24 protein-coding genes are annotated in these 26,388 nt (G+C 55.8%); 8 read left to right on the forward strand and 16 right to left on the reverse strand.

The genetic code is table 11. The features are described 5' to 3' along the window. Positions 1-172: 172 nt before the first annotated feature. Positions 173-1,582: a polysaccharide pyruvyl transferase family protein gene (locus HNI00_RS18875; RefSeq protein WP_316788453.1), complete on the reverse strand. Its 1,410-nt coding sequence runs from the start codon at positions 1,580-1,582 to the stop codon at positions 173-175. 227 nt (positions 1,583-1,809) lie between these two features. Between HNI00_RS18875 and HNI00_RS18880 the strand changes: the two genes are divergently transcribed. Continuing rightward, positions 1,810-2,553, forward strand: coding sequence for a sucrose-phosphate phosphatase (locus HNI00_RS18880; RefSeq protein WP_172354611.1), 744 nt, complete (start codon positions 1,810-1,812; stop codon positions 2,551-2,553). A 45-nt stretch (positions 2,554-2,598) separates the two neighbouring features. Here HNI00_RS18880 and HNI00_RS18885 read toward each other — a convergent pair whose 3' ends face one another. Further along, the gene (locus HNI00_RS18885; RefSeq protein WP_316788456.1) at positions 2,599-3,183 is read right to left on the reverse strand and encodes a Uma2 family endonuclease; all 585 of its coding nucleotides are present in this window, start codon (positions 3,181-3,183) and stop codon (positions 2,599-2,601) included. A gap of 45 nt (positions 3,184-3,228) precedes the next feature. Beyond that, positions 3,229-3,879: a Uma2 family endonuclease gene (locus tag HNI00_RS18890; protein WP_316788458.1), complete on the reverse strand. Its 651-nt coding sequence runs from the start codon at positions 3,877-3,879 to the stop codon at positions 3,229-3,231. Positions 3,880-3,962: 83 nt separating this feature from the next. Here HNI00_RS18890 and HNI00_RS18895 point away from each other — a divergent pair, with 83 nt between their 5' ends. Both HNI00_RS18895 and HNI00_RS18900 read left to right on the forward strand, forming a co-directional pair. Then, positions 3,963-4,649, forward strand: coding sequence for a Uma2 family endonuclease (locus HNI00_RS18895; protein WP_316788460.1), 687 nt, complete (start codon positions 3,963-3,965; stop codon positions 4,647-4,649). A gap of 65 nt (positions 4,650-4,714) precedes the next feature. Further along, positions 4,715-5,983 carry a BaiN/RdsA family NAD(P)/FAD-dependent oxidoreductase gene (locus HNI00_RS18900; RefSeq protein WP_420156398.1) on the forward strand — a complete coding sequence of 423 codons (1,269 nt, stop codon included), beginning with the start codon at positions 4,715-4,717 and terminating at the stop codon, positions 5,981-5,983. Positions 5,984-6,192: 209 nt separating this feature from the next. Here HNI00_RS18900 and HNI00_RS18905 read toward each other — a convergent pair whose 3' ends face one another. The 5 genes from HNI00_RS18905 to HNI00_RS18925 all read right to left on the reverse strand — a co-directional run bounded on the left by HNI00_RS18905 (position 6,193) and on the right by HNI00_RS18925 (position 10,260). Beyond that, positions 6,193-6,564, reverse strand: a complete 372-nt coding sequence (locus tag HNI00_RS18905; protein WP_316788462.1) for a hypothetical protein — start codon at positions 6,562-6,564, stop codon at positions 6,193-6,195. A gap of 463 nt (positions 6,565-7,027) precedes the next feature. Further along, positions 7,028-7,453, reverse strand: coding sequence for a VOC family protein (locus HNI00_RS18910; RefSeq protein ID WP_316788464.1), 426 nt, complete (start codon positions 7,451-7,453; stop codon positions 7,028-7,030). 174 nt (positions 7,454-7,627) lie between these two features. After that, positions 7,628-8,440: a hypothetical protein gene (locus HNI00_RS18915; protein WP_316788466.1), complete on the reverse strand. Its 813-nt coding sequence runs from the start codon at positions 8,438-8,440 to the stop codon at positions 7,628-7,630. A 17-nt stretch (positions 8,441-8,457) separates the two neighbouring features. Further along, positions 8,458-9,615: a hypothetical protein gene (locus HNI00_RS18920; protein WP_316788468.1), complete on the reverse strand. Its 1,158-nt coding sequence runs from the start codon at positions 9,613-9,615 to the stop codon at positions 8,458-8,460. Between the two features lie 234 nt (positions 9,616-9,849). After that, positions 9,850-10,260 carry a QcrA and Rieske domain-containing protein gene (locus HNI00_RS18925; protein WP_316788470.1) on the reverse strand — a complete coding sequence of 137 codons (411 nt, stop codon included), beginning with the start codon at positions 10,258-10,260 and terminating at the stop codon, positions 9,850-9,852. Positions 10,261-10,404: 144 nt separating this feature from the next. Here HNI00_RS18925 and HNI00_RS18930 point away from each other — a divergent pair, with 144 nt between their 5' ends. Further along, a complete protein-coding gene (locus HNI00_RS18930) occupies positions 10,405-10,536 on the forward strand; it encodes a hypothetical protein (protein ID WP_316788472.1) in 132 nt (43 codons plus the stop codon). Between the two features lie 82 nt (positions 10,537-10,618). On the opposite strand, the gene HNI00_RS18935 is transcribed toward HNI00_RS18930, so the two are convergent. Next, positions 10,619-12,442 carry a WG repeat-containing protein gene (locus HNI00_RS18935; protein WP_316788474.1) on the reverse strand — a complete coding sequence of 608 codons (1,824 nt, stop codon included), beginning with the start codon at positions 12,440-12,442 and terminating at the stop codon, positions 10,619-10,621. 525 nt (positions 12,443-12,967) lie between these two features. On the opposite strand from HNI00_RS18935, the gene clpB reads away from it, so the two are divergent. Beyond that, positions 12,968-15,586: an ATP-dependent chaperone ClpB gene (gene clpB / locus HNI00_RS18940; RefSeq protein ID WP_316788476.1), complete on the forward strand. Its 2,619-nt coding sequence runs from the start codon at positions 12,968-12,970 to the stop codon at positions 15,584-15,586. Between the two features lie 149 nt (positions 15,587-15,735). Further along, positions 15,736-16,269 carry a hypothetical protein gene (locus HNI00_RS18945; RefSeq protein WP_316788478.1) on the forward strand — a complete coding sequence of 178 codons (534 nt, stop codon included), beginning with the start codon at positions 15,736-15,738 and terminating at the stop codon, positions 16,267-16,269. A gap of 186 nt (positions 16,270-16,455) precedes the next feature. Here the strand turns inward: HNI00_RS18945 and HNI00_RS18950 are convergent, their stop codons facing one another. Then, the gene (locus HNI00_RS18950; RefSeq protein ID WP_172353190.1) at positions 16,456-16,725 is read right to left on the reverse strand and encodes a hypothetical protein; all 270 of its coding nucleotides are present in this window, start codon (positions 16,723-16,725) and stop codon (positions 16,456-16,458) included. A gap of 279 nt (positions 16,726-17,004) precedes the next feature. Here HNI00_RS18950 and HNI00_RS18955 point away from each other — a divergent pair, with 279 nt between their 5' ends. Further along, positions 17,005-17,136 (forward strand): hypothetical protein, encoded by a 132-nt coding sequence (locus tag HNI00_RS18955; protein ID WP_316788480.1) that lies wholly within the window; start codon positions 17,005-17,007, stop codon positions 17,134-17,136. Positions 17,137-17,597: 461 nt separating this feature from the next. On the opposite strand, the gene hisG is transcribed toward HNI00_RS18955, so the two are convergent. After that, the gene (gene hisG, locus HNI00_RS18960) at positions 17,598-18,302 is read right to left on the reverse strand and encodes an ATP phosphoribosyltransferase (protein WP_316788482.1); all 705 of its coding nucleotides are present in this window, start codon (positions 18,300-18,302) and stop codon (positions 17,598-17,600) included. A 919-nt stretch (positions 18,303-19,221) separates the two neighbouring features. Between hisG and HNI00_RS18965 the strand changes: the two genes are divergently transcribed. Beyond that, entirely contained in the window at positions 19,222-20,337 is a 1,116-nt protein-coding gene (locus tag HNI00_RS18965; RefSeq protein WP_316788484.1) for a glycosyltransferase family 4 protein, read from the forward strand. Positions 20,338-20,427: 90 nt separating this feature from the next. On the opposite strand, the gene HNI00_RS18970 is transcribed toward HNI00_RS18965, so the two are convergent. The 5 genes from HNI00_RS18970 to lpdA all read right to left on the reverse strand — a co-directional run bounded on the left by HNI00_RS18970 (position 20,428) and on the right by lpdA (position 26,084). Next, positions 20,428-20,826, reverse strand: a complete 399-nt coding sequence (locus HNI00_RS18970) for an EamA family transporter (protein ID WP_225906647.1) — start codon at positions 20,824-20,826, stop codon at positions 20,428-20,430. A 55-nt stretch (positions 20,827-20,881) separates the two neighbouring features. Further along, on the reverse strand, positions 20,882-22,141 hold the full coding sequence (locus tag HNI00_RS18975; RefSeq protein WP_316788487.1) for a coiled-coil domain-containing protein: 1,260 nt from the start codon (positions 22,139-22,141) through the stop codon (positions 20,882-20,884). A gap of 962 nt (positions 22,142-23,103) precedes the next feature. Continuing rightward, on the reverse strand, positions 23,104-23,358 hold the full coding sequence (locus HNI00_RS18980) for a DUF5340 domain-containing protein (RefSeq protein ID WP_068512337.1): 255 nt from the start codon (positions 23,356-23,358) through the stop codon (positions 23,104-23,106). 272 nt (positions 23,359-23,630) lie between these two features. Next, positions 23,631-24,515, reverse strand: coding sequence for an indole-3-glycerol phosphate synthase TrpC (trpC, locus tag HNI00_RS18985; protein WP_316788491.1), 885 nt, complete (start codon positions 24,513-24,515; stop codon positions 23,631-23,633). Positions 24,516-24,650: 135 nt separating this feature from the next. Further along, complete coding sequence (gene lpdA / locus HNI00_RS18990) at positions 24,651-26,084, reverse strand: dihydrolipoyl dehydrogenase (RefSeq protein ID WP_316788492.1); 1,434 nt, start codon at positions 26,082-26,084, stop codon at positions 24,651-24,653. Between the last annotated feature and the right edge of the window lie 304 nt (positions 26,085-26,388).

Raw genomic sequence — 26,388 nt, forward strand, 5'->3', positions numbered from 1 at the left:
GGGGGATCTCTGAGTGCTTAACACTACAGGCGATGCCTTTTCAAACACCCTCTAAGAAAGCAGTTCTAAAGAGAGCATCTCTAAGAAAACAAGAAAGCGGGCAGTGCCCGCTTTTTTCGCATTTTTATGCATTTTTATAGCGTTTTTAATTCGCGTTTTTTTATTCGCGTTTTTACAATCGGATGCGCTCTAGCAAAGCGCGATCGCCAAACGTTTCGACCTCCATTGGATTCACCGCCAGGGGCAGGGGAAAGGCCTCCAGCAAGCGCTGGGGCGACCACTCGACGGGCTGCCAGATGCGGTCAATGGCGGCGATCGCCCGCTCCCAGTTGGTCGGACGCTTCCGTTCGCGACAAAAGATGTGCAGCGTCTTTAGCCCCATGCCTGCGTAATAGTCGCGCACGCGATGGTCGAGAAACACCTGCTCGTCCATCAAATCCACCTGGAGCGGGCCCCGCCCAAACGGGCGAAAGTAGGCGCAGGGGATGCCGTAGGTTTCAGCAATCACTAATCCATGCAGGCTGGTGCTGAGGATTCGCTTGCAGGCGGTCATCTCGCGCACTCGGTCTTCCAGCGCAGTCAGGTTGGCATCGGTGAGCGTGGTGATGATTTTCACCGAATCGCGCAGATCTCCGGGGATGTAGTAGCGCCCCAGTTCGTTTCGCACGGCGGCCCCATCTTTCAGCTCGCTCAGTTCGGAAATATGCACCACGATGCCCAGTTCATGGGTCTTTTCCGTAGCAGGAGCCATGATCTTGGGCAGCAGCATCACCGGGTCGCCATAGGCATCGGTCACAGGAATGCCCTGCTTTTCAAACACTCTGGCGCTAAAGGGGCCGCGCAGCGCGTGAATTGTGAATTCTGTATTCTCCGGCCGCTCATAATACGTCAGGTGGCGGTGGTAGGGATGCCGCTTGCCGTCGATGCCCGTGCCCCAGAGGTGAACTGAGCCGTTCTTTAGCCCGTGCCCAATCGTGCCCACGCTGGCCAGGCGCTCGGAAGCCGAGTCGAACCGTTGATGCACAATTGGTAAGCCCGATAGCGCACTGACAATCACCGGGCTGAGCGCATCGCCCAGATTCGCGTAGGGCTGCCGCAGCGTCGTCGCGGCCCAGCACAGGGGCACAGGAGCATTGGCCTGCAAGCGGGGCGGCCGCCCAAAGGTCTGCACCACTTTAGCGCGGAACCCGTTGGAGGCTTTGGTCGGACTCGAATCGGCCGCCTGGGCCATCTGGTGGGATACTGGCTCAGCCTCCGTTGGCAAATCCGCCTGCAAATCAGCAGGGGCAGGCGAAGATGCTGTGTCTACCTTTTCAATCCGGTCGGCAATCGAAAGCTGGGGATACCAATGGCGATCGAAATAGCGCAGTACGGCGTTTACCAAGCTACCCGTCTGGAGCGATCGCCAAAAATCCTGAATAGGCTGCAATCCGTGCCTAGTCTCTGAACCCTGCCCAATGACCTGTGGTGCTTGATCCAACCCGTCAGCAGACTGTTCTGGGATTAGCTCTGGCTTGGTAAACGTAAATTCTGAAACAGAAGGAGTGCGATTGGACTCGTGAGAAACGTCTCTTTGCTGCATTAGGGTCTCGCTGCGGACTGATCGAGCAAACTGGTTTTTGCTAGCCCAGCATTCACTAGCCCAGCATCTAGGAGCGGCTAGGGCAGAGCTTCTGGGGTTTGACTTGGCTTTTACACGGTTTTTTCTGCTGAAAGGATGAGGAGGAGAACGATGTGCGCCGCTTATCTTAATAGTATTCCCGCTTCGAGCTATGGTAGGAGCGGTCAACCCCGGAGGATAGAGGAGCCGTGACGCAGTTTTTATTCATTACCGACCTGGATCATACGCTGGTGGGCGATGATGAAGCAATGGCGCAGCTCAACGAGGCGCTCGATTGGCATCGCCGCACCCACGACACCAAGATTGTCTACTCGACGGGGCGATCGCCCTCGCTGTATCAGCAACTCCTGTCGGAAAAGCCCCTGCTGCCCCCTGATGCCGTTGTCACAGGTGTCGGCACAGCTATCACCTATCCCGACGGCAGCCCCGATTCCCTCTGGTGGGAAAAGCTGAGCGATGGCTGGTCGCGCGATCGCGTTCTGTCCACCGTTGCCCATTTTGCAGATTTGGAGCTTCAGCCCGCAGAGGAGCAAAACGAGTTTAAGGCGAGCTATTTTCTGGATGCGGCGATCGCCCCTGATTTGCTGCCTGAGCTAGAAGCCGCCCTCCAGTCCCAGGGTTTGCAGATCAACCTAGTCTACAGCGGCGGCCGCCACCTCGATATCTTGCCCCAAAGCGCCAACAAAGGGCTAGCGATGGTGTTTTTGCGGCAGCAGTGGGGCTTTGAGCCAGAGCGCACCGTGGCCTGTGGCGATTCGGGCAACGACCTGTCAATGTTCATGATGGGCGAAGAGCGCGGCATTATCGTCGGCAATGCCATGCCCGAATTGCGCCAGTGGCATCAGGAAAACCTCGCCCCGCACCGCTATCTGGCAGACGGTCACTGCGCTGCGGGCATTCTCGAAGGACTGGATTACTTCGACTTTTTGTAACGCTGGGCTAAAGGTTGTAACACTGAGCTAAAGGCAAATGCAGAGCTACTGTCCCGCGCTGAGGATCTGGGCTGCGGTCAGGTTCAGCGCAGGGAACGTAGGCGACTGGAGGGGGCACTCGCTCGTGTAGCGTCCCGCTTCGATATATTCCCCCTGCTCTAGCCGCAGCACCAGCACCGCCTGTTCCTCTGGGTCAACAATCACGTATTCGGGAATGCCCACTGCTGCGTATTGTGCCCGCTTGCGAATGTAATCGCGATCGCGGTTCGTTTTGCCTGGGCTGACCACCTCCATCACCCACAGCGGCGGCGGCATCTCCAGCGTGATCGTCATGCGGCGATCGCACAAGGCTCGGTGTTCCTCTCGAATCAGCACTAGAGCGGGATACCGATTGGCCGCATCTCTGGGTTCCAGTACGGGCGTTTGCACCTCGCAGGAATAGAGCTTCAGCAGATAATGAATGGCGATCGCCAGTAGCGATGAGAACACAAAGGTTGCAATTTCGGTGTTGATTCTGGATTCCGGTGGCAAGGCGATCAGTTCTCCCTCGATCAATTCGGCGCGTCCTTCAATGCCTGTGTCCTCCAGCGCCAGATAGTCGGCAAAGGTCAGCTTTTGGGTAAACGTCATGGCGATCGCCCTCCTGGTTATCTGCTTTACCTGCTTCACACGCGGTCAGCCGTCTTGCCCAGCGCTGAGGATCTGGGCTGCGGTCAGGTTCAGCGCTGGGAACGTAGGCGACTGGAGGGGGCACTCGCTCGTGTAGCGTCCCGCTTCGATATATTCCCCCTGCTCTAGCCGCAGCACCAGCACCGCCTGTTCCTCTGGGTCAACAATCACGTATTCGGGAATGCCCACTGCTGCGTATTGTGCCCGCTTGCGAATGTAATCGCGATCGCGGTTCGTTTTGCCTGGACTGACCACCTCCATCACCCATAGCGGCGGCGGCATCTCCAGCGTAATCGTCATGCGCTGGTCAGGATGAGCGCGATGTACTGGCTCCACTACAACCAGGTCAGGATAGCGATTCGCCGCATCGCCCGCCTCTAAAACAGGCGTTTGCAGTTCGCAGCTATGCACCTTTACGCGCTGAAACGGAACCCCAATCGCCACCAGTTGCAAAAACACAAACATGGCAATGTCGTTGTTCGACCAGGCTTCTGGTGGCAAAGCGATGAGTTCTCCGTTAATGAGTTCTAGCTTTTCTTCGCGCCCAGAGTCCTCCAGCGCCAGATAGTCGGCAAAGGTCAGCTTTTGGGTAAACGTCATGGCGATCGCCTCCACGGGTCGCAGTGCCCGAATGTCTTCGATCAAAATGTCTTCCAAGTGTCTTCGATCATAAGTCACTTAAGATAGAGCCAGGGTCTATCTCCAGAAACCGCCCTTCTCGATTGGCAAACGCTTCCCCAATGGTTGCAGTCACTTCACCCAGCAACATTCCATCGCCGCAAGACGGCTCAGCATCGCCGTTTGTGTCGTTGCGCCCGATTACCTGGCAGACCTATCAGGCGTTGCTCGCCGATCTGGGGGATCATCGCGCCGTCCGTCTTGCTTACCATCACGGCACGCTCGAAATCAAGATGCCTTCTAAGCTGCATGAGCTAGTGAACCGACTGCTGGAGCGAATCATGACGGCGCTGACGGAGGAACTGGGGCTGAGTATCTTGTCGTTTGGCTCGACCACGTTTGACTTAGAAGCAACCCAGCAGGGGGTCGAGCCAGACTCATGTTTTTATATTCAAAACGCGCACCGGGTAAATCCAGAAGACGATGCGCCGCCTGGGTTTCCACCCGATTTGGTGGTCGAGGTTGATATCACCCGTTCATCGCAGTCGCGCCTGATCATTTACCAAGCGATGGGCGTGCCTGAAATCTGGCGCTACGACCGCAACGGTTTAACGCTGCTGAAATTGCAGGATGGAGCATATGTGGCGGGCGATCGCAGCCTCACGTTTCCAATGCTCTCGGTCGAGCAACTCAGTGACTGGGTGGAGCGTGGCAAACAGTTGAAAGATCACAACGCACTAGTTCAGGAACTCCGCACCTGGCTCTGTACCTCGCGTCCAGCAGACCCCAGTTCTGAGCCAGGCGGCTAAGTCCATACCCCATCTTTAGCGCCTAGCGATACACTAATTTTCGTCCTCTCTGGGCTGGCTCGGTTATTTCTTCTACATCTCCTACGATTCTGGTCATTGGCGGCGGCGCTGCGGGCTTCTTTGGGGCGATCGCCGCTGCGGAAGCCTGTCCGTCGGCCCGCGTGATGCTGCTGGAGGCAGCGCGGGAACCCTTGGGCAAAGTCCGCATTTCTGGCGGCGGTCGATGCAACGTCACCCACGCCTGCTTTGACCCGGCGGCGCTGGTGCAGCACTATCCGCGAGGGGGCAAGGCGCTGCGGGGAGCCTTTACCCGGTTTCAGCCGCGAGACACGGTGGCTTGGTTTCAGCGGCGTGGCGTGATGCTGAAACCGGAAGCCGACGGGCGCATGTTTCCCACCACCGACGACTCGGCGACGATTGTGAACTGCCTGGTGCGGGCGGCCGAGGCGGCAGGCGTGCAGGTGAAATCGGGCGTGGCGGTGACGGCGGTGGTGCGCGACGGGCAGGGCTTTGCAGCACAGTTGCGGGCAGGCGGAACGCTGCGGGGCGATCGCCTCCTCTTGGCCACAGGCAGCAGCCCCCAGGGATATCGCATCGCCCAATCTTTGGGGCACACCCTGGAACCGCCCGTCCCCTCGCTGTTCACCTTTAACGTGCCGGAGCCAGCGCTGCACGAACTGGCGGGCGTGTCAGTCGAGTCGGCGCAGGTGACGGTGAAATGCCCCGACCAGAAGCCCCTGATCCAAACCGGGCCGCTGCTGATCACCCACTGGGGCCTAAGCGGGCCTGCAGTGCTAAAGCTATCCGCCTGGGGAGCCAGGGTGCTACACGACTGCGGCTATCGGGCGATCGCCCAGATCCACTGGCTGCCTAATCAGTCCCCAGAGCAAGTCCGGCAGAGCTTGCAGCAGACCAAGACCAACTGGGGCAAGCGGGCCGTCCGCTCCACGGTGCCGCCCGATTTTCCCCTGCCGCGTCGCCTGTGGAACTATCTGGGCGATCGCGCTCAGGTTGCACCCGACCAGCGCTGGGCAGATTTGTCCAAACCGCAGCTTCATCACCTCTGGCAGGAACTCACCCAGGGGCAGTATGCCATTGCAGGCAAGGGCGTATTCAAAGAGGAATTTGTCACCTGCGGCGGCGTGTCGCTCAAGGAAGTCGATTTCAAAACGATGGCAAGCCGCGTCTGTCCGGGCCTCTACTTTGCAGGCGAAATCCTGGATATCGACGGCATAACGGGCGGCTTTAATTTCCAGAGCGCTTGGACGACGGGCTGGCTGGCTGGAAGGGCGATTTCCGCAGGGATCGCTTCGCAAATCTCCCCGTTCGACTGAGCTAACCAAGCGCCAAACTCAGCACCAACTGAACCCCACTATCTCCCCGCTATCTAGGCAGTATCTTAAAACTTTCTAGGTCGTTGATTGCCCTGAGTCGATCCCCCTTAAATCCCCGCGCTTACGCGCCGCTTCGCTAGAAACAAGGAGGACATCCGGAGCGGTATTGCCCGTTTCCCCTCTTCCTAAGGGAGGCTAGCAGGGTGGTTTCATTTAGGAGGAGGAAAACCTTGGGTGAGGATGGTATAAACTTGCTGGACTTGGTTCGTCAGCGCCCGGATGCCCTGAGGGATGGTGCGGTAAGCGAGTTGACGCACGATGTTGATGATAAAACAATTCAAAATCGCCCAGATCACAGGAGCATTGCCCCCGGACGGGCATGGTCTTCCTCGAAGGTGACATCTCGCACCCAATGCAATCGGTTTTCGATGTTCCAATGCTGCTGGATAGGCTGGAGAAATTGAATAGTGCTGCTGTTGTTGGGTAATCTGCTCAACCGTTTTTTTACAATACAGGGCATCAAGGGTGAACACCACAGGTTGTCCTGCTAAGGCCGCTATCAACTGACGCACCACTTCCACTTCACTTAGGAAGGTCTGTTAGGAAGGTCTGCGAGTCTCGGCAGGGAACTCCAGAAGGTCGCATAAGAGTTGCCAGTGTTGCTGAGTGAAATCTGCCAGGGGGCGATACCCACGATCACCGCAGAGGGTTCCTAACAGAATCAGCATCAATATCAGCCACAGGGAGCAGCTACAGGGCATGTCGTCTGCCTCTGCTTTTTCGATAGTCTGGGACTTGTTTGAGGTGTTCGATGAGGTTCAGGGTTTGAGTCATGGAGTCACTGTGATGCACAGAACTCTAGTCTCACTTTTCTACTTGTAAATGAAACCGCCCTGCTTTCTAAGGGGGGATAGGGGGATCAAAGGGTGTTAAAACACGCCTAGCAGGGGGATGATTGGGAGTAATGAGGGCGATCGCCCTCCCTCTCTCCCTTAAGGGATGACGGATAAGCGACGACGGATAAGCGATGACGGATTTCCCCAGCTACGACGTGGCAAAGATCGCCGCATCGTCTGCAAACGCCTTGAACTCTAGCGCATTGCCGCTGGGGTCGAGTAAAAACATCGTTGCTTGCTCGCCCACTTCGCCTTTGAAGCGAATATACGGCTCAATGATGAACGCCACGCCGTGCGATCGCAGCCTGTCTGCCAGCGCTTCCCACTCATCCATCTCCAAAATCACGCCCCAGTGCTGGGTGGGCACTGCTTTGCCATCGACTAGATTAGTGGCATTGGCCCCTGCTTCTGGGGTATCGTCCACCAAGTGCGCCGTCACCTGATGCCCAAACAGGTTGAAGTCAATCCATCGCGAATCAGTTCTGCCCACCGCACAACCCAAAACCGTCTCATAAAAGACACGGGTTGCAGATAGATCTCGGACAGGAAACGCAACGTGAAACGGACGAGGCATAGTAGGGATTTTGAATTTTAGATTTTGGATTTTAGATTTCGGCGAGGATACAGGCTTGGAAATTGGGGCGTTTGGCTTGGGCAGCGGGATTGGGCTGATTCCACAATCCAACATCCACAATCCAAAATCCCCAGTCTAAAATCCAAAACCCTGCTCTCTGTTCCCTAATTCTTCCTACTGGCAGGTCGCTCGTCCCCATTGACCGTCGTAGCTGACCGACACCTGATCGCCGGGCTTGGCAGGAAAGGGCGACAGGTGAACCAGCGTAGTGTCTGCCATCTGGGCCACATTGCCTTTCCAGATGCTTTCTCCGGCGGCGTTTTTGCCGACGTAGGACAGGCTGGAGGTGAGGACGTTGGTGGATGTGCGGGGGCGAAACTCGACACGGCTAAACCCAGCTTCGCGAGTGTAGAAGGCGGTGAAATCAACGCGATCTTGCACCGTGCCATTGCAGGTCATGGATAGGTTGTCCTGGTTGGGTTCCTCCGGGGCGACGGTGACGGGCGGCACAGGAGTTGGCGCAGGGGGCGGCGGGGCGGGCGTGAACTCGGCAATTCTGCCAGACTCTTCGACGAGGAGTTGCCCCGAACTGGTCAGGGATTGCACAAAGCAGGTGCCATCGGGAAAGACGCGGGCATAGAAAATGGCTTCACCCTGATATCCATAGGTGGTGCTGCCGTCGGGATTGCTGGTGACCGTTACGCCCGGTGCGCGGCTGAGGTTGTTTAGATTAGGCTTTTGCAAAAACGACATCAAGGGCTGGTTGTTTTCCCACAGCACTTCGGCGAAGTAGTTGGTCGTGTTGCAGGTGACGGGCTGTCTGGATATGGGGACATCGGGTGAGGCAGGCGCAGCGGGCGTGGCGGGTGTGGCTGGAGGGGGCGTTCCGTCGCTGGTGCGGGGATCTCGGCAAGATGCTAGGGCGATCGCCCCCAGGATCGTCCCCAAAACCGTCAACCGTGCCCAGCCCATCCGTCTATGATTCATCGCTCCTGATTCCCTCATCACAAACTCTTTTGGTAAATGCGATAGGTCTTGTAAATCTTCGCGCCTGTCGCTTCGATAATCTTACGCGACGGCATGTTGTCTTCATATACCCAGGAGAGTTCTGCTTCGCGGTAGGGTTTGCGCTTGGTCACACCGCCCTCTCGCCCCAGATAAATTACTGCCATCGGCACCAGTTTGCGGATGTATTCCGGTAGGGAGCAGATCGCCACGACGCGCCCCGTGTCGATGCTGCGGCGATACCAGAGAAATTTCAGAATGCCCAGCCAGTCTAGCTTGCCGTTCACCTTTTGCAGCACGGGGCTATAGTTGGGCAGCGCCATAAAGAAGCCCACCATTTCGCCCTCGTATTCCGCAATCACAAAGATGTCGGCATCGGCAATATCCTGAAGCGATTTGGCCTCTTCCAGAAATTCTTCCAGCGTGCGCGGCGTAGAACTCCAGTTGTTGGCAAAAGCCTTGTTGAACAGGTGATAAATTGCGGTGCAGTCTTCGATGAATTCATCGCCCTTGAGCCGCAGGTTGCGGAAGGTGATGCCTGATTTTGAGGCAATGCGGTATGCCCGCTCAAACTCTGGAGGCAGAGGTTTTGTGAGATCTAGCAGATAGGCGTAGGCATCTTTGGCTTTCTGCCAGCCGTGCTGCTCAAACAGGCGGGGATAGTGGGGCGGGTTGTAGGGCATCATCATGTAGGGCATGGAGTCGAACCCGTCTACCAAAAACAGGCAGTTGTTGTGGGTCGATAGGTCGATAGGGCCTCGCGCTTGGCTCATGCCCTGTTGCCGCAGCCAGTCGCAGGCAGAGTCGAGCAGGGCCTTGCCGACTTCGGCTTCGTCGATGCATTCAAAAAAGCCCACCAATCCAATATTTTCGCCCTCTCGCGCAATCAGGCGATCGTTCACCGCAGCCACCACACGCCCCACGGGCTGCGTGCCGTTTGACCCAAAGCGCGTGGCGATGAACTGCTGCAAGCGCCCGTATTCAAAAAAGGTATTCTCAGGTTTGAAATACTTGGCGATGCTGCTGCGGAGGGGCGGAACCCAGTGGCGATCGCCCGCATACACCACCGACGGCACATCCAGGAATAGCTCCTGGTCGCCCGGCGATAGCACTGGGCGCACCTGCACCTCGCCAACCTGCTTGACGGTCTGAGTCATCGCATTGCAGCCAAAACGTTATTTAGAGAATTTAGACCGTTGGCTGAACCGTGTCTAGAGGGATGAGGGTGATGGGTTGGATTATTTCAAAACGCTGTCACTTTGTCACGTTCAAGACTTACTCACTTGCGATAAGCTCTTTGGGTTTTGGACGATTTCTCGCGGGCTGTGCCCACGAGAAATCGTCCAACTGCGTTTCTGTCACTTCAACACTCCAACCCTTCGCCACTTGTCTTACCCCTGTACCAAAATCGTCTCACCCTCTACCTTAACGGGATAGGTCGCCAGCGCCCGGTTTGCAGGGCCCTGCACGACTCCGCCCGTCGGCGAAAAGAGGGAATTGTGGCAAGGGCAGGCAAAGAGGGCAGTTTGCTCTCGCCATTCGACGGTGCATCCCGCATGAGGACAGGTTCGGCTGATGGCCATGAGGTCGCCGCTGTCGGGATTTTTGAGCAGGGTGATGGGGGCAGTGCCCACCTGGGTATCGAGGCGATCGCCACTCTGGGCAAGCTGGCTCAGGGTTCCCACCTGCTGAAATGTGCCTCCTGCCGCAGACGGGCTGGGCGGCTCGGCAGATCGACAAGCAGGCAGGGCAGCGCTGGCAGCACTGGCGGCAGTCAGTCCGAGAAAGGTGCGACGTTCCATAGATTATTTCGGGATATTTCGGGAGAGTGTTTCCGGGGAATCAGGATCGGCTTGCTCTAGCTAAGCTCGTTCTTGCCCACTAGAATGTTAGGCACAGATTGACCCACGCTGCATGGCGGCGCTGTACGTATACCTCCGACACTTATGCCTCCGACTCGCAAATTGGCAAAAGGTTTCCCCAAGCGATTTACCAAAGGGCTGAAAATCTTGGCGCTGCTGAGCCTGCTGGCGCTGGTGTATGTAGGGCTTCAGGGGTGCGACAGAGTGATGGGGTGATGGCAGAAAAAATGGAGAAGGAAAAACGAAAAACGAAAACGCTTCGTTCTTCTCTCTTCGTTCTTCCCTCTTCCCTCTTCCCTCACGCCCTGCCCAAATACCCCCACCGCCCGCCTTGCTTGACCGCAGCGCGATCGCCATGAAAGGAGCCAGCGTCGGCAAACTGCGGCTCAACCACAAAGGTTCCCTGGAGGTCGATAAAACCCCAGAGTCCGCCTAGCTTCACGGCGGCCAGACCTTCAGAAAAGGGATAGGCATCTTCAAACTTCAGCGGAATAACGACTTTGCCCTCTGGAGCAATATAGCCATAGCGGTCTTCGTGGCGCACGAGGGCGAGTCCATCGGTGAAGCTGAAGGTGTCGTCGAACTGGGCGGGGATGACGAGTTCGCCTACGGGATTGATGTAGCCGTAGCGCCCGTCGATGCGGACTCGCGCCAGCCCGTTTTGAAACGTGTGGGCCACGTCAAACTCGGCAGGAATCACCAGTGCGCCTGTTTTGTCGATAAAGCCGTATTTGCCCTGGAGCGTGACGCGGGCCAGCCCTTCGGAGAACTCGTCGGCGCTGTCGAACTGGGGCGGGATGATGACTTTTCCGGCAGGGCTGATGTAGCCGTAGCGATGGTCGATTTCCACCCCCGCCAGTCCTTCGCGGAAGGCAGGCGCGGCGCTCTCAAACTGCGGCTTGATCAGCCATTGCCCCCGCGTGTCAATGTAGCCGTAGCGGTGGTTTTGCTCGACCCGCGCCAGCCCGTTGACGAAGTTTTCAGCGCTGTCGAACTGGGGAGCGATCGCCAGTTTTCCCAGATCATTGATGTAGCCCCAGCGCTGCCCAACGGAGATTCGCGCTAGCCCCTCTGAGAACTCGTAGGCCCCTTCGCGGTAGATGCCGATGGGATCGACTTCGATTTTGAGCGGGATGGCAATTTCGCCAGACTTGCTGATGTAGCCGAGGCGATTCTTTAGCACGACGGCCGCCAGCCCCTCAGAAAAGTTTCGTGCCAGGTCAAACTGGGGGGCGATCGCCAGTTCATAGCGCGGCGGTTCTGGCTCGCCCAAAAAGCTGGCGAGTTCTTCTGGGGAGAGGGTTTTTGCAGTCGGCAGTGCAGGCAGCGCCGCCAGCACCTCGGCCACGGACTGGAAGCGCTGCTCGACGGATTGACGCACCATGCCATCCAGCGCATCGGCAAGCTGAGCGCTGACCCGCGCCTCGTCCCGCCACGCAATTTCGCCTGTCGCCGGATCGCGGGGAAGCTGTTTGGGAGAATAGCCCGTGAGCGCCTGAATCGCCAGCATTCCCAGCGCGTAGAGGTCGCTGGCAGGAACGGGCTGTCCGGCAGACTGTTCGGGCGGCACGTAGCCCGCCGTACCAACGGTCTGCGTAAAGTAGGGCTTGCCCTCGGCATTTACCATCAAATGGCGGATCACCTTGACATTGCCAAAGTCGATCAGCACTAGCTTTTTGTCGCTCCAGCGGCGCAGCAGGTTTTGTGGCTTCAGGTCTTGATGCACGACATTCTGGGCATGGGCCACTGCGAGGATCTCTAGCACCTCATGCAAAAAGCCCAGCACTTCTTTCTCATCGCGGCGATCGCCCAAAAAGAGCGACTGCCGCAAATCGTGCCCGTCGATCAGCTCTTGCACCAGATAAAACTCGCCACCCTGCTCCAAATGGTCGTAAAGTTTGGGAATCTGATCGTGCTTGCCGATCAGATACAGCTTCTCGACTTCGGCTTCAAAGAGCGATCGCGCTGGAGCCAACACCGACGGCAGCTTCGACTGAGGCTGAATCTTTTTGACCACGCACTTGGGGCTATTGCGACGATAAGTGTCTTCGGCCAGATACGTCTTGCCAAAGCCCCCCCGTCCTAATTCTCGAATCGTTTCATACCGCCCGCCGATTAACATTGCTTTGCCCTACCGCGCACCCCAGCGCTCGCCACTGTATTAGCCGTATTCATTAGCCGTATCCAATGGCAAATCCCGAAACCATCGATGCCTGTTTCAGACTGCCCTGTTTCAGATTGCCCTGTTTCAGAATGCCCATTTCTCAGGGGCAATTTCTCAAGCGTGAACCCGTCAAACCGCCTTTGTCTGCCTGTTTCCCATTATTTTAAGAAAAATTAATGGAAACCGTATTGCGTGGGGTGGGAAGCCCGATCCTGGCGATCGCCCCTCCCTCCGTAGAATGAGTTTATATACCGGGTTGGCCAGACTGTTGGCCAGACTGTTAGCCGGACTGTAAGCCAGACTGTTAGCCGGACGATTAGCCAGACTGTATGATCCCACGCTTCAGGGATTCCGGTGGCGGATTTTGGATTTCGATTTTCGGTTTCGGCTTAAACCCGATGGCTCCTAAACGTCCAAAATCCCAAAATCCAAAATCCCAAAATCTAAAATTCCTACCCCTAACCCCCAACTTCTAACGACGCTATGCAACCGACTAGTCCTGACAAATTCACCGAAAAAGCCTGGGAAGCCATTGTCAACACCCAGGAAATTGCCCGCCAGTCCAAACAGCAGCAAATCGAAACCGAACACCTAATGAAGGCGCTGCTGGAGCAAGACGGGCTGGCCGTCAGCATTTTCAACCGGGCAGGCGTGAACGTGCAGCGGGTGCGCGAGTTTACCGATAGCTACATTGCGCGGCAGCCGAAGGTATCCGGCGGTGGTTCGTCGGTATATCTGGGGCGATCGCTCGACACGCTGCTGGATCGCGCCGAAGCCGCCCGCAAGGAACTGGGTGACGACTTTATTTCCGTCGAACACCTGCTGCTGGCCTATCCCAAGGATGACCGATTTGGGCGATCGCTGTTTCAGGATATCCGGCTCGACGAAGCCAAGCTCAAGCAAACCGTAGAACAAGTGCGAGGCAGCCAAAAAGTGACCGACCAAAACCCCGAAGGCAAATACGAAGCACTGGAAAAATATGGACGCGACCTGACCGAATCGGCCAAGCAGGGCAAGCTTGACCCCGTGATCGGGCGAGACGACGAAATTCGCCGCACGATCCAAATCCTGTCGCGCCGCACAAAGAATAACCCCGTGCTGATTGGCGAACCGGGTGTGGGCAAAACGGCGATCGCCGAAGGGCTGGCCCAGCGCATCGTCAAGGGCGACGTGCCGGAATCCCTGAAAGACCGCAAGCTGATTGCCCTGGACATGGGTGCGCTGATTGCGGGTGCGAAGTATCGCGGCGAGTTTGAAGAACGCCTGAAGGCAGTGCTGAAGGAAGTCACCGACTCCAACGGGCAAATTATTCTGTTCATCGACGAGATCCACACCGTCGTCGGCGCGGGCGCAACCCAGGGCGCGATGGATGCGGGCAACCTGCTGAAGCCGATGCTGGCACGGGGCGAACTGCGCTGTATCGGCGCGACCACGCTGGACGAATACCGCAAGTACATCGAAAAAGATGCAGCCTTGGAGCGCCGATTCCAGCAGGTGTATGTGGATCAGCCGTCGGTGGAAGATACCGTCTCGATCCTGCGGGGTCTGCGCGAACGCTACGAAAACCACCACGGCGTGAAGATTTCCGACTCGGCGCTGGTGGCGGCTGCCATGCTGTCGAACCGCTACATTTCAGACCGCTTCTTGCCCGATAAGGCGATCGACCTGGTGGACGAAGCCGCCGCCAAGCTGAAGATGGAAATTACTTCCAAGCCAGAGGAACTGGACGAGGTAGACCGCAAGATTTTGCAGCTTGAGATGGAAAAGCTGTCGCTGCAAAAGGAAACGGACACCGCCTCGCGCGATCGCCTAGAGCGGCTTGAAAAAGAACTGGCTGACCTGAAGGAAACCCAAACCGCGCTAAACGCTCAGTGGGATGCGGAGAAAGGCATCATTCAGGATATCCAGCGCATTAAGCAAGAGATCGAAAAGGTCAACATCGAAATTCAGCAAGCTGAGCGCGACTATGACCTCAACCGCGCTGCGGAGTTGAAGTATGGCAAGCTGGCTAGTTTACAAAAAGAACTGGCTGATGCTGAAACGCGCCTGACGCAGACCCAAACCAGCGGCAAATCTCTGCTGCGGGAAGAAGTCACCGAGTCTGATATTGCGGAAATTATCTCCAAGTGGACGGGCATTCCCGTCAGCAAGCTGGTGGAGTCGGAAATGCAGAAGCTGCTGCACCTAGAAGACGAACTGCACCGCCGCGTGATTGGGCAGGACGAAGCCGTGACCGCTGTGGCGGACGCGATCCAGCGATCGCGCGCTGGCCTCTCCGACCCCAACCGCCCGATCGCCAGCTTCATCTTCCTAGGGCCGACGGGCGTGGGCAAGACGGAACTCGCCAAAGCCCTGGCCAGCTACCTGTTCGACAGCGAAGAAGCGATGGTGCGGATCGACATGTCGGAATATATGGAGAAACACGCCGTTTCCAGGCTCATCGGTGCGCCTCCGGGCTATGTCGGCTACGACGAAGGCGGACAACTCACCGAAGCAATTCGTCGCCGCCCCTATGCCGTGGTGCTGTTCGATGAAATCGAAAAAGCCCATCCCGACGTGTTCAACGTCATGCTGCAAATCCTTGATGATGGGCGCGTTACCGATTCTCAGGGACGCACGGTGGATTTCAAAAACACCATCATCATCATGACCAGCAACATCGGCTCGCAATACATCCTCGACGTGGCCGGCGACAACAGCCGCTACGACGAAATGCGGGGTCGGGTGATTGAGGCGATGCGATCGCACTTCCGTCCCGAATTCCTCAACCGCGTGGATGAGTTCATCATCTTCCACAGCCTGCAAAAGTCGGAACTGCGGAACATTGTGCGCCTGCAAGTGGCCCGGCTGGAACAACGTCTGGAAGACCGCAAGATGGCGCTGCGCCTCTCCGACGCGGCCCTCGACTTCCTTGCCGACGTGGGCTACGACCCGGTCTACGGCGCTCGCCCCCTGAAGCGAGCCATCCAGCGCGAACTGGAAACGGCGATCGCCAAAGCCATCCTGCGCGGCGAATTCACCGACGGCGACACGATCTACGTCGATGTGGAGAACGAGCGGCTGGCCTTCAAGCGGCTGCCCGCCGAGCTAACCACCGTCTAGTGGCGTGATGAGGCAACTCTTGCATCCCCCCTTGGCCTTTTTAGGCTGAAGGGGGGATCAGGATTGCCCACTTCAAGCCCAGTCCTAAATACATCGGGTTTGCACCCAAAGCCTCTATAACTGGAAATAGCAAATTCCTGACACCGCCAATGCTCATCTCTGCCGATACTCGTGTTCCGTTTCCCCGACCGCTGGTCTACTCCACCTACCGCGACAAGCTCATGGAGTTAGTGCCCTATATGCCCAATATCCGAGGCGTGCAGGTGCGATCGCGCGAGGGAAATGGCGACTGGATAAAATTCGTCAACGAGTGGCAGGGAGGCGGCGATATCCCAACCGCAGCCCGCACCTTTTTGAACGAGTCGATGCTGTCCTGGACAGAACACGCCGTCTGGCATGGCGATCGCTTCACCACTGAATGGCAAATCGAAACCCACGCCTTTACCGAAGCGGTACGCTGCATGGGCACGAACCACTTTTTTGAAAACGAGGGGATGACCGTCATCGAAAGCCGGGGAGAACTCATCATTGATCCCCGCAAGCTCAAGGACGTTCCGCCATTCCTAGCAGGCATGGTCAGCGGCATCGTGGAGGACTTTTTGGGCAAAAAGATCGGCCCCAACCTGGTGCAAATGGGCAGCGGCGTGACGACCTATTTAGAACGCCAAGCCGTTCGCCCGTAGAGCGTTCAGAATCCGCCACTCATCTTTCAAGCTGCCTGTCTGCTTCAGGACAGCTTGAAAGATCTGGGACTTACGCAGTTGGACGATTTCTCGCGGGCTGCCCTCGCGAGAAATCGTCCAAAACCCAGAAAACTCATCGCAAGTGCGTAAGCCCTGAGATCAAGAATTTCTTTGAAAGACCACCTATCAGGCTAGCGACGTTTTGCGGCGGGTGGTTCGTGCTTTTTTAGTCGTCTTTGCAGCAGTCGTCGGAGTAGCTTTAGCAGGCTGCTCTGTCGCAGGACGGATCGGCCCATCAAAGGAAATCAGAAACGAAGTTTGGGGCAAAACGCGACTCACCAGCTTCAGATAAGACTCCGCATCGTTGCGATAGCGAAACCGCGCTACGGGAGCATTCTGCATAGTGGGCAGCAGCTTGTAGACAACCCAAGGGCTAAGCTGATCTTGATAGGTCATAAGAATGGCTCCTTGCTGAGATTTAGTTGAAATTTAAGCAATGGTATGGTTGCCGCCGGACTTGAACAGCAGCTTGTTGAGCAAAACCCTGGAGCATATTCCAGGTAGCGCACTCCAGGTAGCGCACTCCAGACAAAGCGCCCTCTAAAGCAGCGTCTAGTTCTGAAAGATTTGCCAGAAAGAACTGCCTGAAAGACCTGGTTGAATCTGCTTCAATGAAGCCGAATCTATCTCCAGCGCCCACACAGGCACGCTGCACCCTGATCTTCGACCTGCGGCATGAAACAAGCCGACAAAAAGCAGACCTTCAATGCTAGAAACATTGAAGAATCAGCAGTTCAAACAACTTATGTCAAACAACCTCTAGCAGCGCTTGAATCGCTGCCCACAGTCTTGAAGCCTGAGTGGTAACCGAAACCCGTAGCGTAAACTCAGATCAAATCCAAATCAAACCCGGAACATCAAAGCCAGATCGACTTCAACCAAAATTGCGTCCGATCGAAATCATCTCCACAGCCTCACTAGCATAACCGACTGTTGGCGTTCTAACTTCTTTTTCAACAATCTAGATGCGCTCCCAGAGCAGATTTTCGAGTCATTACACAGTCTTTACAGACAAAAAGACAGCACAATGCAGAAACTCAGTCTAGGAAACAACACCTAAATTCGCCGCTCAGAAGTATGCAAAACACGCCTCAAGACGCTACTGCTGACCCAAGTTGTTCCCGTAACTACTATATATAGTTGTCTGATCGAAAAAATTCAACTGTATATGGGGTCTATCGGGAAAACTAAATATTTCTTTACACTTTACGCTTTTGGGTCAGCAATCAGAATAAGCGCCATTCTTGCAATCTTGGTCGAGTCAAGACTCAGGCAGAAGCCGGAGTTTCAACCGCAGTTTTAATTTCAGCCTCAGCTACTGCTTTACCAGCGACTACTTTAGAAGTGTGTGCCCGCAGTTGCTCCACAATATCCTGCACGCCGTCTTGATTGAGCCGATAGCTGAGCGGATGGGCAATCAGTCGGGCCGTACTTTCAAACAGGCGATCGATTTCAATCAGGTTATTTTCCTGGAGGGTGCGCCCGGTAGCCACCAAGTCCACGATCGCCTCTGACATCCCTGTGATTGGCCCCAGCTCTACAGACCCATAGAGCGGCACGATGTCTACGGGTAAGTCTAGGCTCTGAAAATAGTCGTGGGCGCAGCGCACAAACTTGGACGCAACTCGGCAGTGGGGCGGCAAATCGAGTGCGGCGCGGTAGGGGCTGGTCGCTTTGACCGCGACCGACATGCGGCATTGCCCAAATCCTAAGTCCACCAGATGGGCAACCTTGGGCTGTTTTTCACGCAACACGTCGTAACCAATCACGCCTAGGTGTGCCTGTCCGTATTCCACATAAACGGGCACGTCGTAATTACGAACTAGCAGCCCGTGCGCTCGCCCACTGCTATCGAGGATTTCAAGCTGGCGATTGGCTGGGTTGAGAAACTCGCTGAAATCAAGCCCGATGGCTTGAAAAAGCTGAATACTGTCTTTTAGCAGCCCGCCTTTGGGCAGCGCAACGGTCAGCATAGAGGATGAAGTCGATAGCTTTACTAATATAAATTCTAGGTGATTTCTATACCCGTTTAGCTGCATCTAGCGTTAATCAAACTCAGAAATGATGCGTCTGGATGAGGCAGGCGGGTGAGGCGATCGCCCCTTCCTCAAAGTATTCTCTAAATATGTCTCTTGATGGGAGAGAATTGAGTTACGACTCTTACTCCCGGAGTTTGGCATTTGATTTCTAGAGGAGAGATTCAAGTCCGATCTTGCGTTTCAGAATCCAATCCTGAAGCAAGCTGGCACAAATAAACGGAAATGACTTTTTGCAAGTCTATTTGCGTAGCCTCGACACTTCAACTGCAAAACTCTAACTGCAAAAGTTTAATAATCTTTGCAGACGCTTAGCCTATTTTTGGGGTTGATCTTATGTACACTTATCCTGCAATGCCACTTCCTCAGATGATGCTCGGAGCATCCTTGCAAAGGCAGTGGCGATTCCCTCAGGCGATGCTTGGAGCATCCTTGCAAAGGCAGGGTCGATCCAGGTTATATCTCAATCTGATTTTATCTAGCGTAAATAGAATCAACCTATGGTTGCCTAGTTTATTTTCGCTGATTTGGTGCAGCAATCAGTCGGGGCAAACCAACTCTTCAGATAGCCGACCAGAGGATTTGGGCACGGATAATGCAGTCCCTGAACCACTAGCTTATACAACAGAAGACACTCAACTGGACGTTCCGGCAGTCGAGTTTAGTGGCTTCTGGATACAAGAACAATTGACAGAGAATGCGGATATAACCTCAGCCAGCGCTTACGCTTTTGATGTGACTGAATCTCGCTGTTTGAGACACTGTTGGACATCCAATCGAAACGCAGAGCATCGATGTCTTGTAGGATGTTGGCAGGAATGTGAGCCGGGTGGGTGTTCCAATTTGGACTCTGAGCATGGGGGCGATCTCTGATTCGGCTGACCTGATTGTGAGTTTGTCGGTGGTGGGCGATCGCCCCACCGGATTAGCCACCTACGCGCTCAATGTTGCACCCCATCTGGCAGTTCAAAACACTCTGCTTTTAGCCTCTCTAGAAGCACAGCATCAAATTTCTAAAACCCAGGCGCGAGACATTTCCTACTACGAAATTCCGGCCGGAATGAGCGCAGAATATGGCAAGGTAGGGCACTTCAGGCGACTGCGCTGGACGCAAACCCAACTCCCCAAAATTTATCAAGTCCTAAAGGCAAATCTCGTTTTTTCTCCACTCCCCGAAGCCCCAATTTGGAACCCGTGCCGCTCGGTGGTGATGGTGCATGACCTGATTCCGCTGCGGTTTCCAAACTGGCGATCGCCCCTCACAATTTATGCCAAATACTATGTGCCGCTGGTGCTAAATCAGGCGCTACATATTGTCTGCAACTCGCAGGCGACAGCGGACGATATTGTTGCTTTTTACAACATTTCAGCGGATAAGATTACGCCTATTCCGCTGGCTTACAATGCCGACCATTTTCGCTGGCTCGATTTACCCACCAGCAATTATTTTGTCTATCTGGGGCGGCAAGATCCCTACAAAAATCTGCACCGCGTTTTAGATGCGTTTGCAGCGCTGCCCCGCTGCCAGGACTATGAACTGTGGCTGGTGGGTTCGACCGACCCCCGCTTCGCGCCCGACCTGTCCACCCACGCCGAAGCGCTGGGCATCGCGGCTCAGGTAAAATTTTTGGACTACGTGCCCTACGCCGACCTGCCCCAGGTGCTAAATCGGGCGATCGCGCTGCTGTTTCCCAGTCTGTGGGAAGGGTTTGGCTTTCCGGTGCTGGAGGCAATGGCCTGCGGCACGCCCGTCATCACGTCGAATCGCTCGTCGATGCCAGAGGTGGCGGGGGAGGCGGCGCTGCTGGTGAACCCGGAAGATACCGGGGCGATCGCCCATGCTATGCAGCGCTTGGTGACAGAACCCGACGTGCGATCGCACCTCCGCACCGCTGGACTGGCCCGCGCCCGCCAGTTTAGCTGGGAAAAAACCGGAGCTACCACCCGCGCACTGCTGAGTCAATTTTTGTAGTCAATTCTGTAGCTAATTTTTATAGCAAGCTCTTGAGCAAGGTCTATCGCAACTGGCTCCCGGAGCGTTTGCAGCAAGCCACCCCGCCCCTCACTTCGGCTGCCACACCACCAAAATCACACCTGCCACGATCAGTCCCAGCCCCACCAGCCGCAGACCAGGAATCGTTTCCTTGAAGACAAAATAGCCCAACAGCACCGAAAACACGTAGCTGAGCGCGACTGTTGGCCCTACGACGCTGAGCTTGACGCGAGTCAGCACCAAGATATACACCACCGCGCCCAACCCATAGCAAGCCAGCCCGATCAGCAAGTCCGGCACGGTGAGAATGCTCAACACATGGCTGATGGCATTACTCGCCTCAACGCGACCCAGCTTCAGTGCGCCCGACTTCAAAAAAAACTGCCCCGCAACGCCAAGGGCAATAGAGGAAAGCAGCAAAGCAAGCTCGGCTGGGGTCACGGCAAGTCCCGCTGAAAACGTCTCCATCAGTCTACAGCGTTTCTCAAGCCCTCGACTCGTTTGCGATGGGTATGTCAGGTTGCTAGCGATGGCGGTGGCTGCGGCAGCGCACCAGAAAATCAGGTAAATCCAGCGGATTGAACCGCGAGACGGGTGGTGCAGAGAGGCTGCTGAGGCTGCTGCTGTCGAGGGTGGCGACAACTTCCATCATGGTCATTAGCTCAGAGAAAATTGCGGTTAGCTCTGGATCGACCTGTTCGCTAGCGAGTAGATGCACCTGTACGCTGTCGAGCAGTTCTTTGAAGCTGGCGATTTGGCGCTGGCTGGCAATGTACTGATCTTTCCAATGATGGATGGTGGCTTCGTACTCGCTGACCTGGCGGGCATGGTGAAAGATTTGCTCCTGGATGTCGCTATTTTGGGCCTCCAGATCGGCAATGCGGGCCCGATAGCGATCGCACTCTGCCTCCAACTCCCGGTTATTTTGCAGCCATAGGGTTTGCAGCCGCATCTGCCGTCCTAGCTCAATTTCTAGCTCGTCGGCTTTGATCTGGGCGCGGGCCAGGTCTTGCCCCAGCGTGGCGATCGCATTTGTCCGACGAGCGACAGGGCGAGGCCGGATCGCAGACGATGGCAGCGCCGACCGCGACCCGCCCGGTTGTTCCTGGCTTGGGCCTTGGGCCGCCTGAATCTGGGCCAGCGTCGATTCCATCTCGGCAACTCGGGTTTCGGCAGCGCTCAGGGCAACGGCTAGACGCTGAACCTGCTGCTGCGATGCTTCAAGCTGTCCCTGGAGGCGATAGGACAGTTCTTGCGCGTATTGGGCAGCCTCCTCTAGTTCCTGCATCCGCTGGCGGGTTGCGTCTGGCGATTCTCGACCGTTCCATCCATCGCGCCCGTGGCCCTGGCTCAGGCCGCTAAGCTGGATTCTCAGCCGATCCAGTTCTTCCTGCTGTGCCTGAAAGCGGGCTTCGGCCGCAGCAAGCTTTTCCTGAGTTTGGCGATCGCGCTCGTAGGCTTCGGCCAGATGGGCATCGATGGTCTGCTGCTGCTGCTTGAGGCGGACTTTGAGGCGGGCGATCGCCTGCTGTTGCACGCTGGCAAACTTTTCGGTCGCCGCCAGTTGGGTTTCCAGCAAGCCTTGGTCTTGCATTTGCAGCCGCAGTTCGTCCATGCAAGACAAGGCTTGATCCAGCGCCTGTTCCAGGTGGTGAATGCGGGCGATGCGCTCTCGCTCCTGCGATCGCAATTGGGCCAACTCGCTCAACAGCCGTGTATATTGCGGTGATTCGACGGGTAATTCGGCTGGTGGTTCCACAACTGGCGCTTCGACAGCCACCACGCTTGGACTCGAATCCTCTCCCCTGAGAGGACTGCTGCCCAAATCGTTTCCACTAAGGCTCGCTCCATCGGAACCGGCTTTGATGGAAAGACGTGATTGCTCCGGTGTCGTGGAAACCATTGTCCAATCTGGTTGTGACACGCAGCGCCTCCCGATCGTTTTGCCACACAATACTCAGCCAGCCGTGGGATAACCAGTGGGTTTAATAAAGAAACTTAAATCAGAAGCGTAGCCAGCAGAAACTAATCAAAACAACAAACTAAACCTTGCGCCCAGGATGGCAAGAACCGACCCATCAACATGAATTAAACCCGCTCAAACTTGCTCACTCAAACTTGCTCACTCAAACTTGCTCGATACTTAGCACTCTGCTAGATGTCAAATAAATACCAAGAGTAAATGCCAAAAGCGTCAACTCAAGACACTTACAACATCAGCCAAGCAGTTACAAATAAGCAGTTAACAATAAGCAGTTGCAAAACAAATTCCTAGAAGACTCCAAACAACGACCAAAATTCGATTACTCGATCACTTGAATCTGTATCATTCCCCATGTGTCTGAGCCTCATGAATAGCTCAATGCAGACTCAGCCTCAATCCGGAGGATCAAGCTAGGGAATTAAATCAAGCTTGTATCGAGTTGTTCAGGCAAATTTACCTGAACGAAACTGCTCTAAGAGATGCACGATCAATCTATTAAAAACAGAAGTAAAAACAGAAGCGTAGTGAAGAAGACCAAGTGACCAGCAATACAACCTATGAAAAACACAGCTTGTATGACCGATGCTTACTTCTGGTTGATCCTAGTTTACAGGATGTGTTCAGCAGATCCGAGATTCAAATTGAAAGAAGCACGGCTGAATCCGCTTTCTTCTTGCACCAACCCAGCTAGCACTGCCCATCCATCTGCGATCGCCCGATTTGTTAAAGAAATCTGAAATCTACAAGGCGCGGACTGCACCTCAGCGCACGTCAGAAGAGACCGTCTCCAGACCCGCGCTGTTGAGCGACCAGCGATAGTCAATGGGCACATTGGCGCGGCTCAGGCTTTCCTCTAGGCGCTTCTGTTGGGTCAGCGCCTTTCGCAGCGTGCTGATTAGCTCATGAACCTGGGCCTGATGCTGAGACTGGTGCTGAGCAGCGGGCGTGGTCTGGCGTTCCAGCAGTTGCAGCAGCAGTTCGTAGTGAATATGGGACGGCAGGGGAATCGGTTCCATAGGATTCTAAAGGCTAACTCTAAGTTGAAGATGCAAAAAAGATACAGAAAAGCGCCTCGTCCAGCGCGGGTCGGAGCGAGTCTGATTGGGGGTGGGCAACCTAAAGAATCAGCGGTAAGCCGCTGTCTCAGGCTCGTGCAAGCCTGAGATGTGCAGTCACCACACGCGGGCACAAACCGTCATCCAGTCCTGATATGGAAGCTTTGGGTTTGAGCCACAGTCGGTTTCCCAGTCGGCTGCCCAGTTATTTGCCCAGGTCGAGCGTCAGCAGGTTAGCAGACAAACAGACTGGCGATCGCTGCTCCAGGGTCGGGCTGTTTGACCAGCGACTCCCCAATTAGCACGGCTTCGACTCCGGCTTGCTCGGCCTGGCTGAGGTCTGCTGGAGTGTGCAGTCCCGACTCGCTTACCGTTAGAATGCCCTGTTTTTGAATTTGAGCTTGGCGATCGGCCAACAAGCTGCAAGTGGTTTGCAGGTCTACAGAAAAGTCCTGCAAGTTGCGGTTGTTAATGCCGACCAGATGGACACCTTGCAGTGCCAGCACTCGATCCAACTCTTCGAGGGTGTGAACCTCAACCAGGGCAGTCATGTTAAGCGCCCGAACAATCTTGATAAAGTATTGTAAATCCTTGTCTGAGAGAATTGCTGCAATCAGTAATACCGCGTCGGCTCCGTGCAGCCGGGCCATATAGATTTGGTAGGGATAAATCACAAAGTCTTTGCACAGCAGGGGAACATCGACCGCATCGCGCACCCGCTGGAGATAGGCAAAGCTGCCCTGAAAAAACTTTTCGTCCGTTAAAACAGAAATGCAGGCGGCTCCGGCTTGCTCGTAGGCGCGGGCGATCGCCACGGGGTCAAAGTCTTCCCGAATCACGCCTTTGCTGGGCGAGGCCTTCTTGACTTCAGCAATCAGCGCTGGACGGGTCTTGCCCTGCCGCAGCGCCTCGACAAAATCCTTCGGCGGCGGCAGATCTTTCACCTTTTTTTGCAAATCCAGCAGCGACAGACGCTCCCGCATCTGATCGACTTCGGTTTCCTTATGCCAGACGATTTCTTCGAGAATATGCTGCGGCTGCGCGTCGGGCGCACTGATCTGATACCGCAGGTTTTCTACCGCAACGGCGGGGTTGGGCGGGCGACGACGGATTTGCATTGAGGAAAAAGGGGGGGGTGGGAAAGAGGGAAGAGGGAAGAGAGAAGAACGAAGAGGGAAGAACGAAGAGATAAAAGGTTTTGTTTTTTCTTTTTTCTTTTTTCGTTCTTCCTTTTTTCTTTTTTCGTTCTTCGTTCAGTGCGCTGTAACTGCCCGCTTGTAGGCTTCGTCTAGCACTTCCGACAGGGTGGGATGGGTATGCACTAGGAAGGCGAGGTCGCTGACGGAGCGGCGCTGGGCGATCGCATTGGCGGCTTCCTGGATCAGGTCGGAGGCGTGTAGCCCGATGATGTGGGCCCCCAACACTTCGCCCGTGTCTTCACGGTAGATCACCTTGGCCACGCCGTCAGTTTCGCCTTCGGCCAGGGCTTTGGAGTTGCCTTTGAAGTAGGAGCGAGAAACAGCGACTTTGAAGCCCTCGGCCTTGCCCAGTTCCACGGCGGCGGGTTCCGTCATACCGACAAAGCTGACTTCGGGATGGGTAAAGGCGGCGGCAGGAATGCTGCGGTAGTCCACCTGGCGGGGGCGATCGCACATATTTTCAACCGCCACAATGCCCTGGGCCGAGGCGGCATGGGCCAGCATCATTTTACCCGTTGCGTCGCCGATGGCCCACAGATGGGGCGCAGGCTGCCCGTCTATTAGCACCTGCATCTGATCGTTCACCGGAATAAAGCCGCGCCGATCGAGTTCGATGCCGACGGTTTCCAGACCCAAGTCCTTTGTGGCGGGGATGCGGCCCGTTGCCACCAGGCAAGCATCGACCTCCAGCACTTCTACGATTTCTTTGGTTTTTACATCCGCCAGCTCGATCACCACGGGGGAACCGGGTTTCACGGTTTTCGCCAGCAACCCCACGCGGGTTTCGATGTCGCGGGGTGCAATCAGGATACGCTGCGCCAGTTTAGCAATGTCAGGGTCAAATCCGGGCATCAGCTGATCCAGCGCTTCGACGATGGTGACTTCACTGCCCAGCGCGGTGTAGACATCCGCAAACTCTAGCCCAATATAGCCACTGCCGATGACCGCGACCCAGTTGGGCAGCCAGTCTAGCTTGATTGCATCATCGCTGGTGAACACGGTCTTGCCGTCTAGTTCGATTCCGGGCGGCACGAAGGGCACAGATCCGGGCGAAAGAATAATGTCTTTGGCGGTTACGGTCTTTTCGCCCTCGGCGGTGGCAATGCTTACCTTTTGGGGGCCCGCCAGCCTGGCCCAACCGTGAATGATGTCCACCCCCAGCCGCTTGAGGCTGTTGGTGAGGTCGCTCTGGATCTTGCTGACGAGGTTGGCGGCGTGGTCGGCGATCGCCTGTCGGTCAAACCCCACGTTGCCCAACTGAATGCCCAGATTCTTGAGGTGATGAGCATCGCGCAGCTCGCGCACCCGCCCCGACGCAGCCAGCAGCGCCTTCGAGGGAATGCAGCCCCGGTTGACGCAGGTGCCGCCCATGTCAGCCGCTTCCACAATGGCGGTCTTTAGCCCGCTGCTGACAGCATGGAGGGCCGCGCCGTGCCCCCCCACGCCCGCACCAATAATCACCAGGTCATAGTCAAATGCTTCGCTCACGTCTGCTTCTCCGAGGGGATGTCCGTTTGGATTTCTTAACTGTTATCTGTTCTAGGGGCTACTCATGGAGTGTTTCTTGCGGGTGCAGCCCGCGAGAAATAGTCCAAAATCCAGAAAACTTATCGCCAGTGCGTAAGTCCTATGTTCTAAATTCTACGTGAATTTCGGGCACGGCTTTGGGAGGTGGCTGCGGGGAACGTCGCACATAATTCCGCGTATTTCACAGGCAGGCGATCGCCCCTCAGCGCCGGAAATTAAGCAGATTTCCTGACGCATTGCTAAACTCTCAGGGGCAAGCTGAAGA

It is taken from the genome of Thermoleptolyngbya oregonensis NK1-22 (assembly GCF_032705245.1).
Classification (GTDB): Bacteria; Cyanobacteriota; Cyanobacteriia; order Elainellales; family Elainellaceae; genus Thermoleptolyngbya; species Thermoleptolyngbya sichuanensis.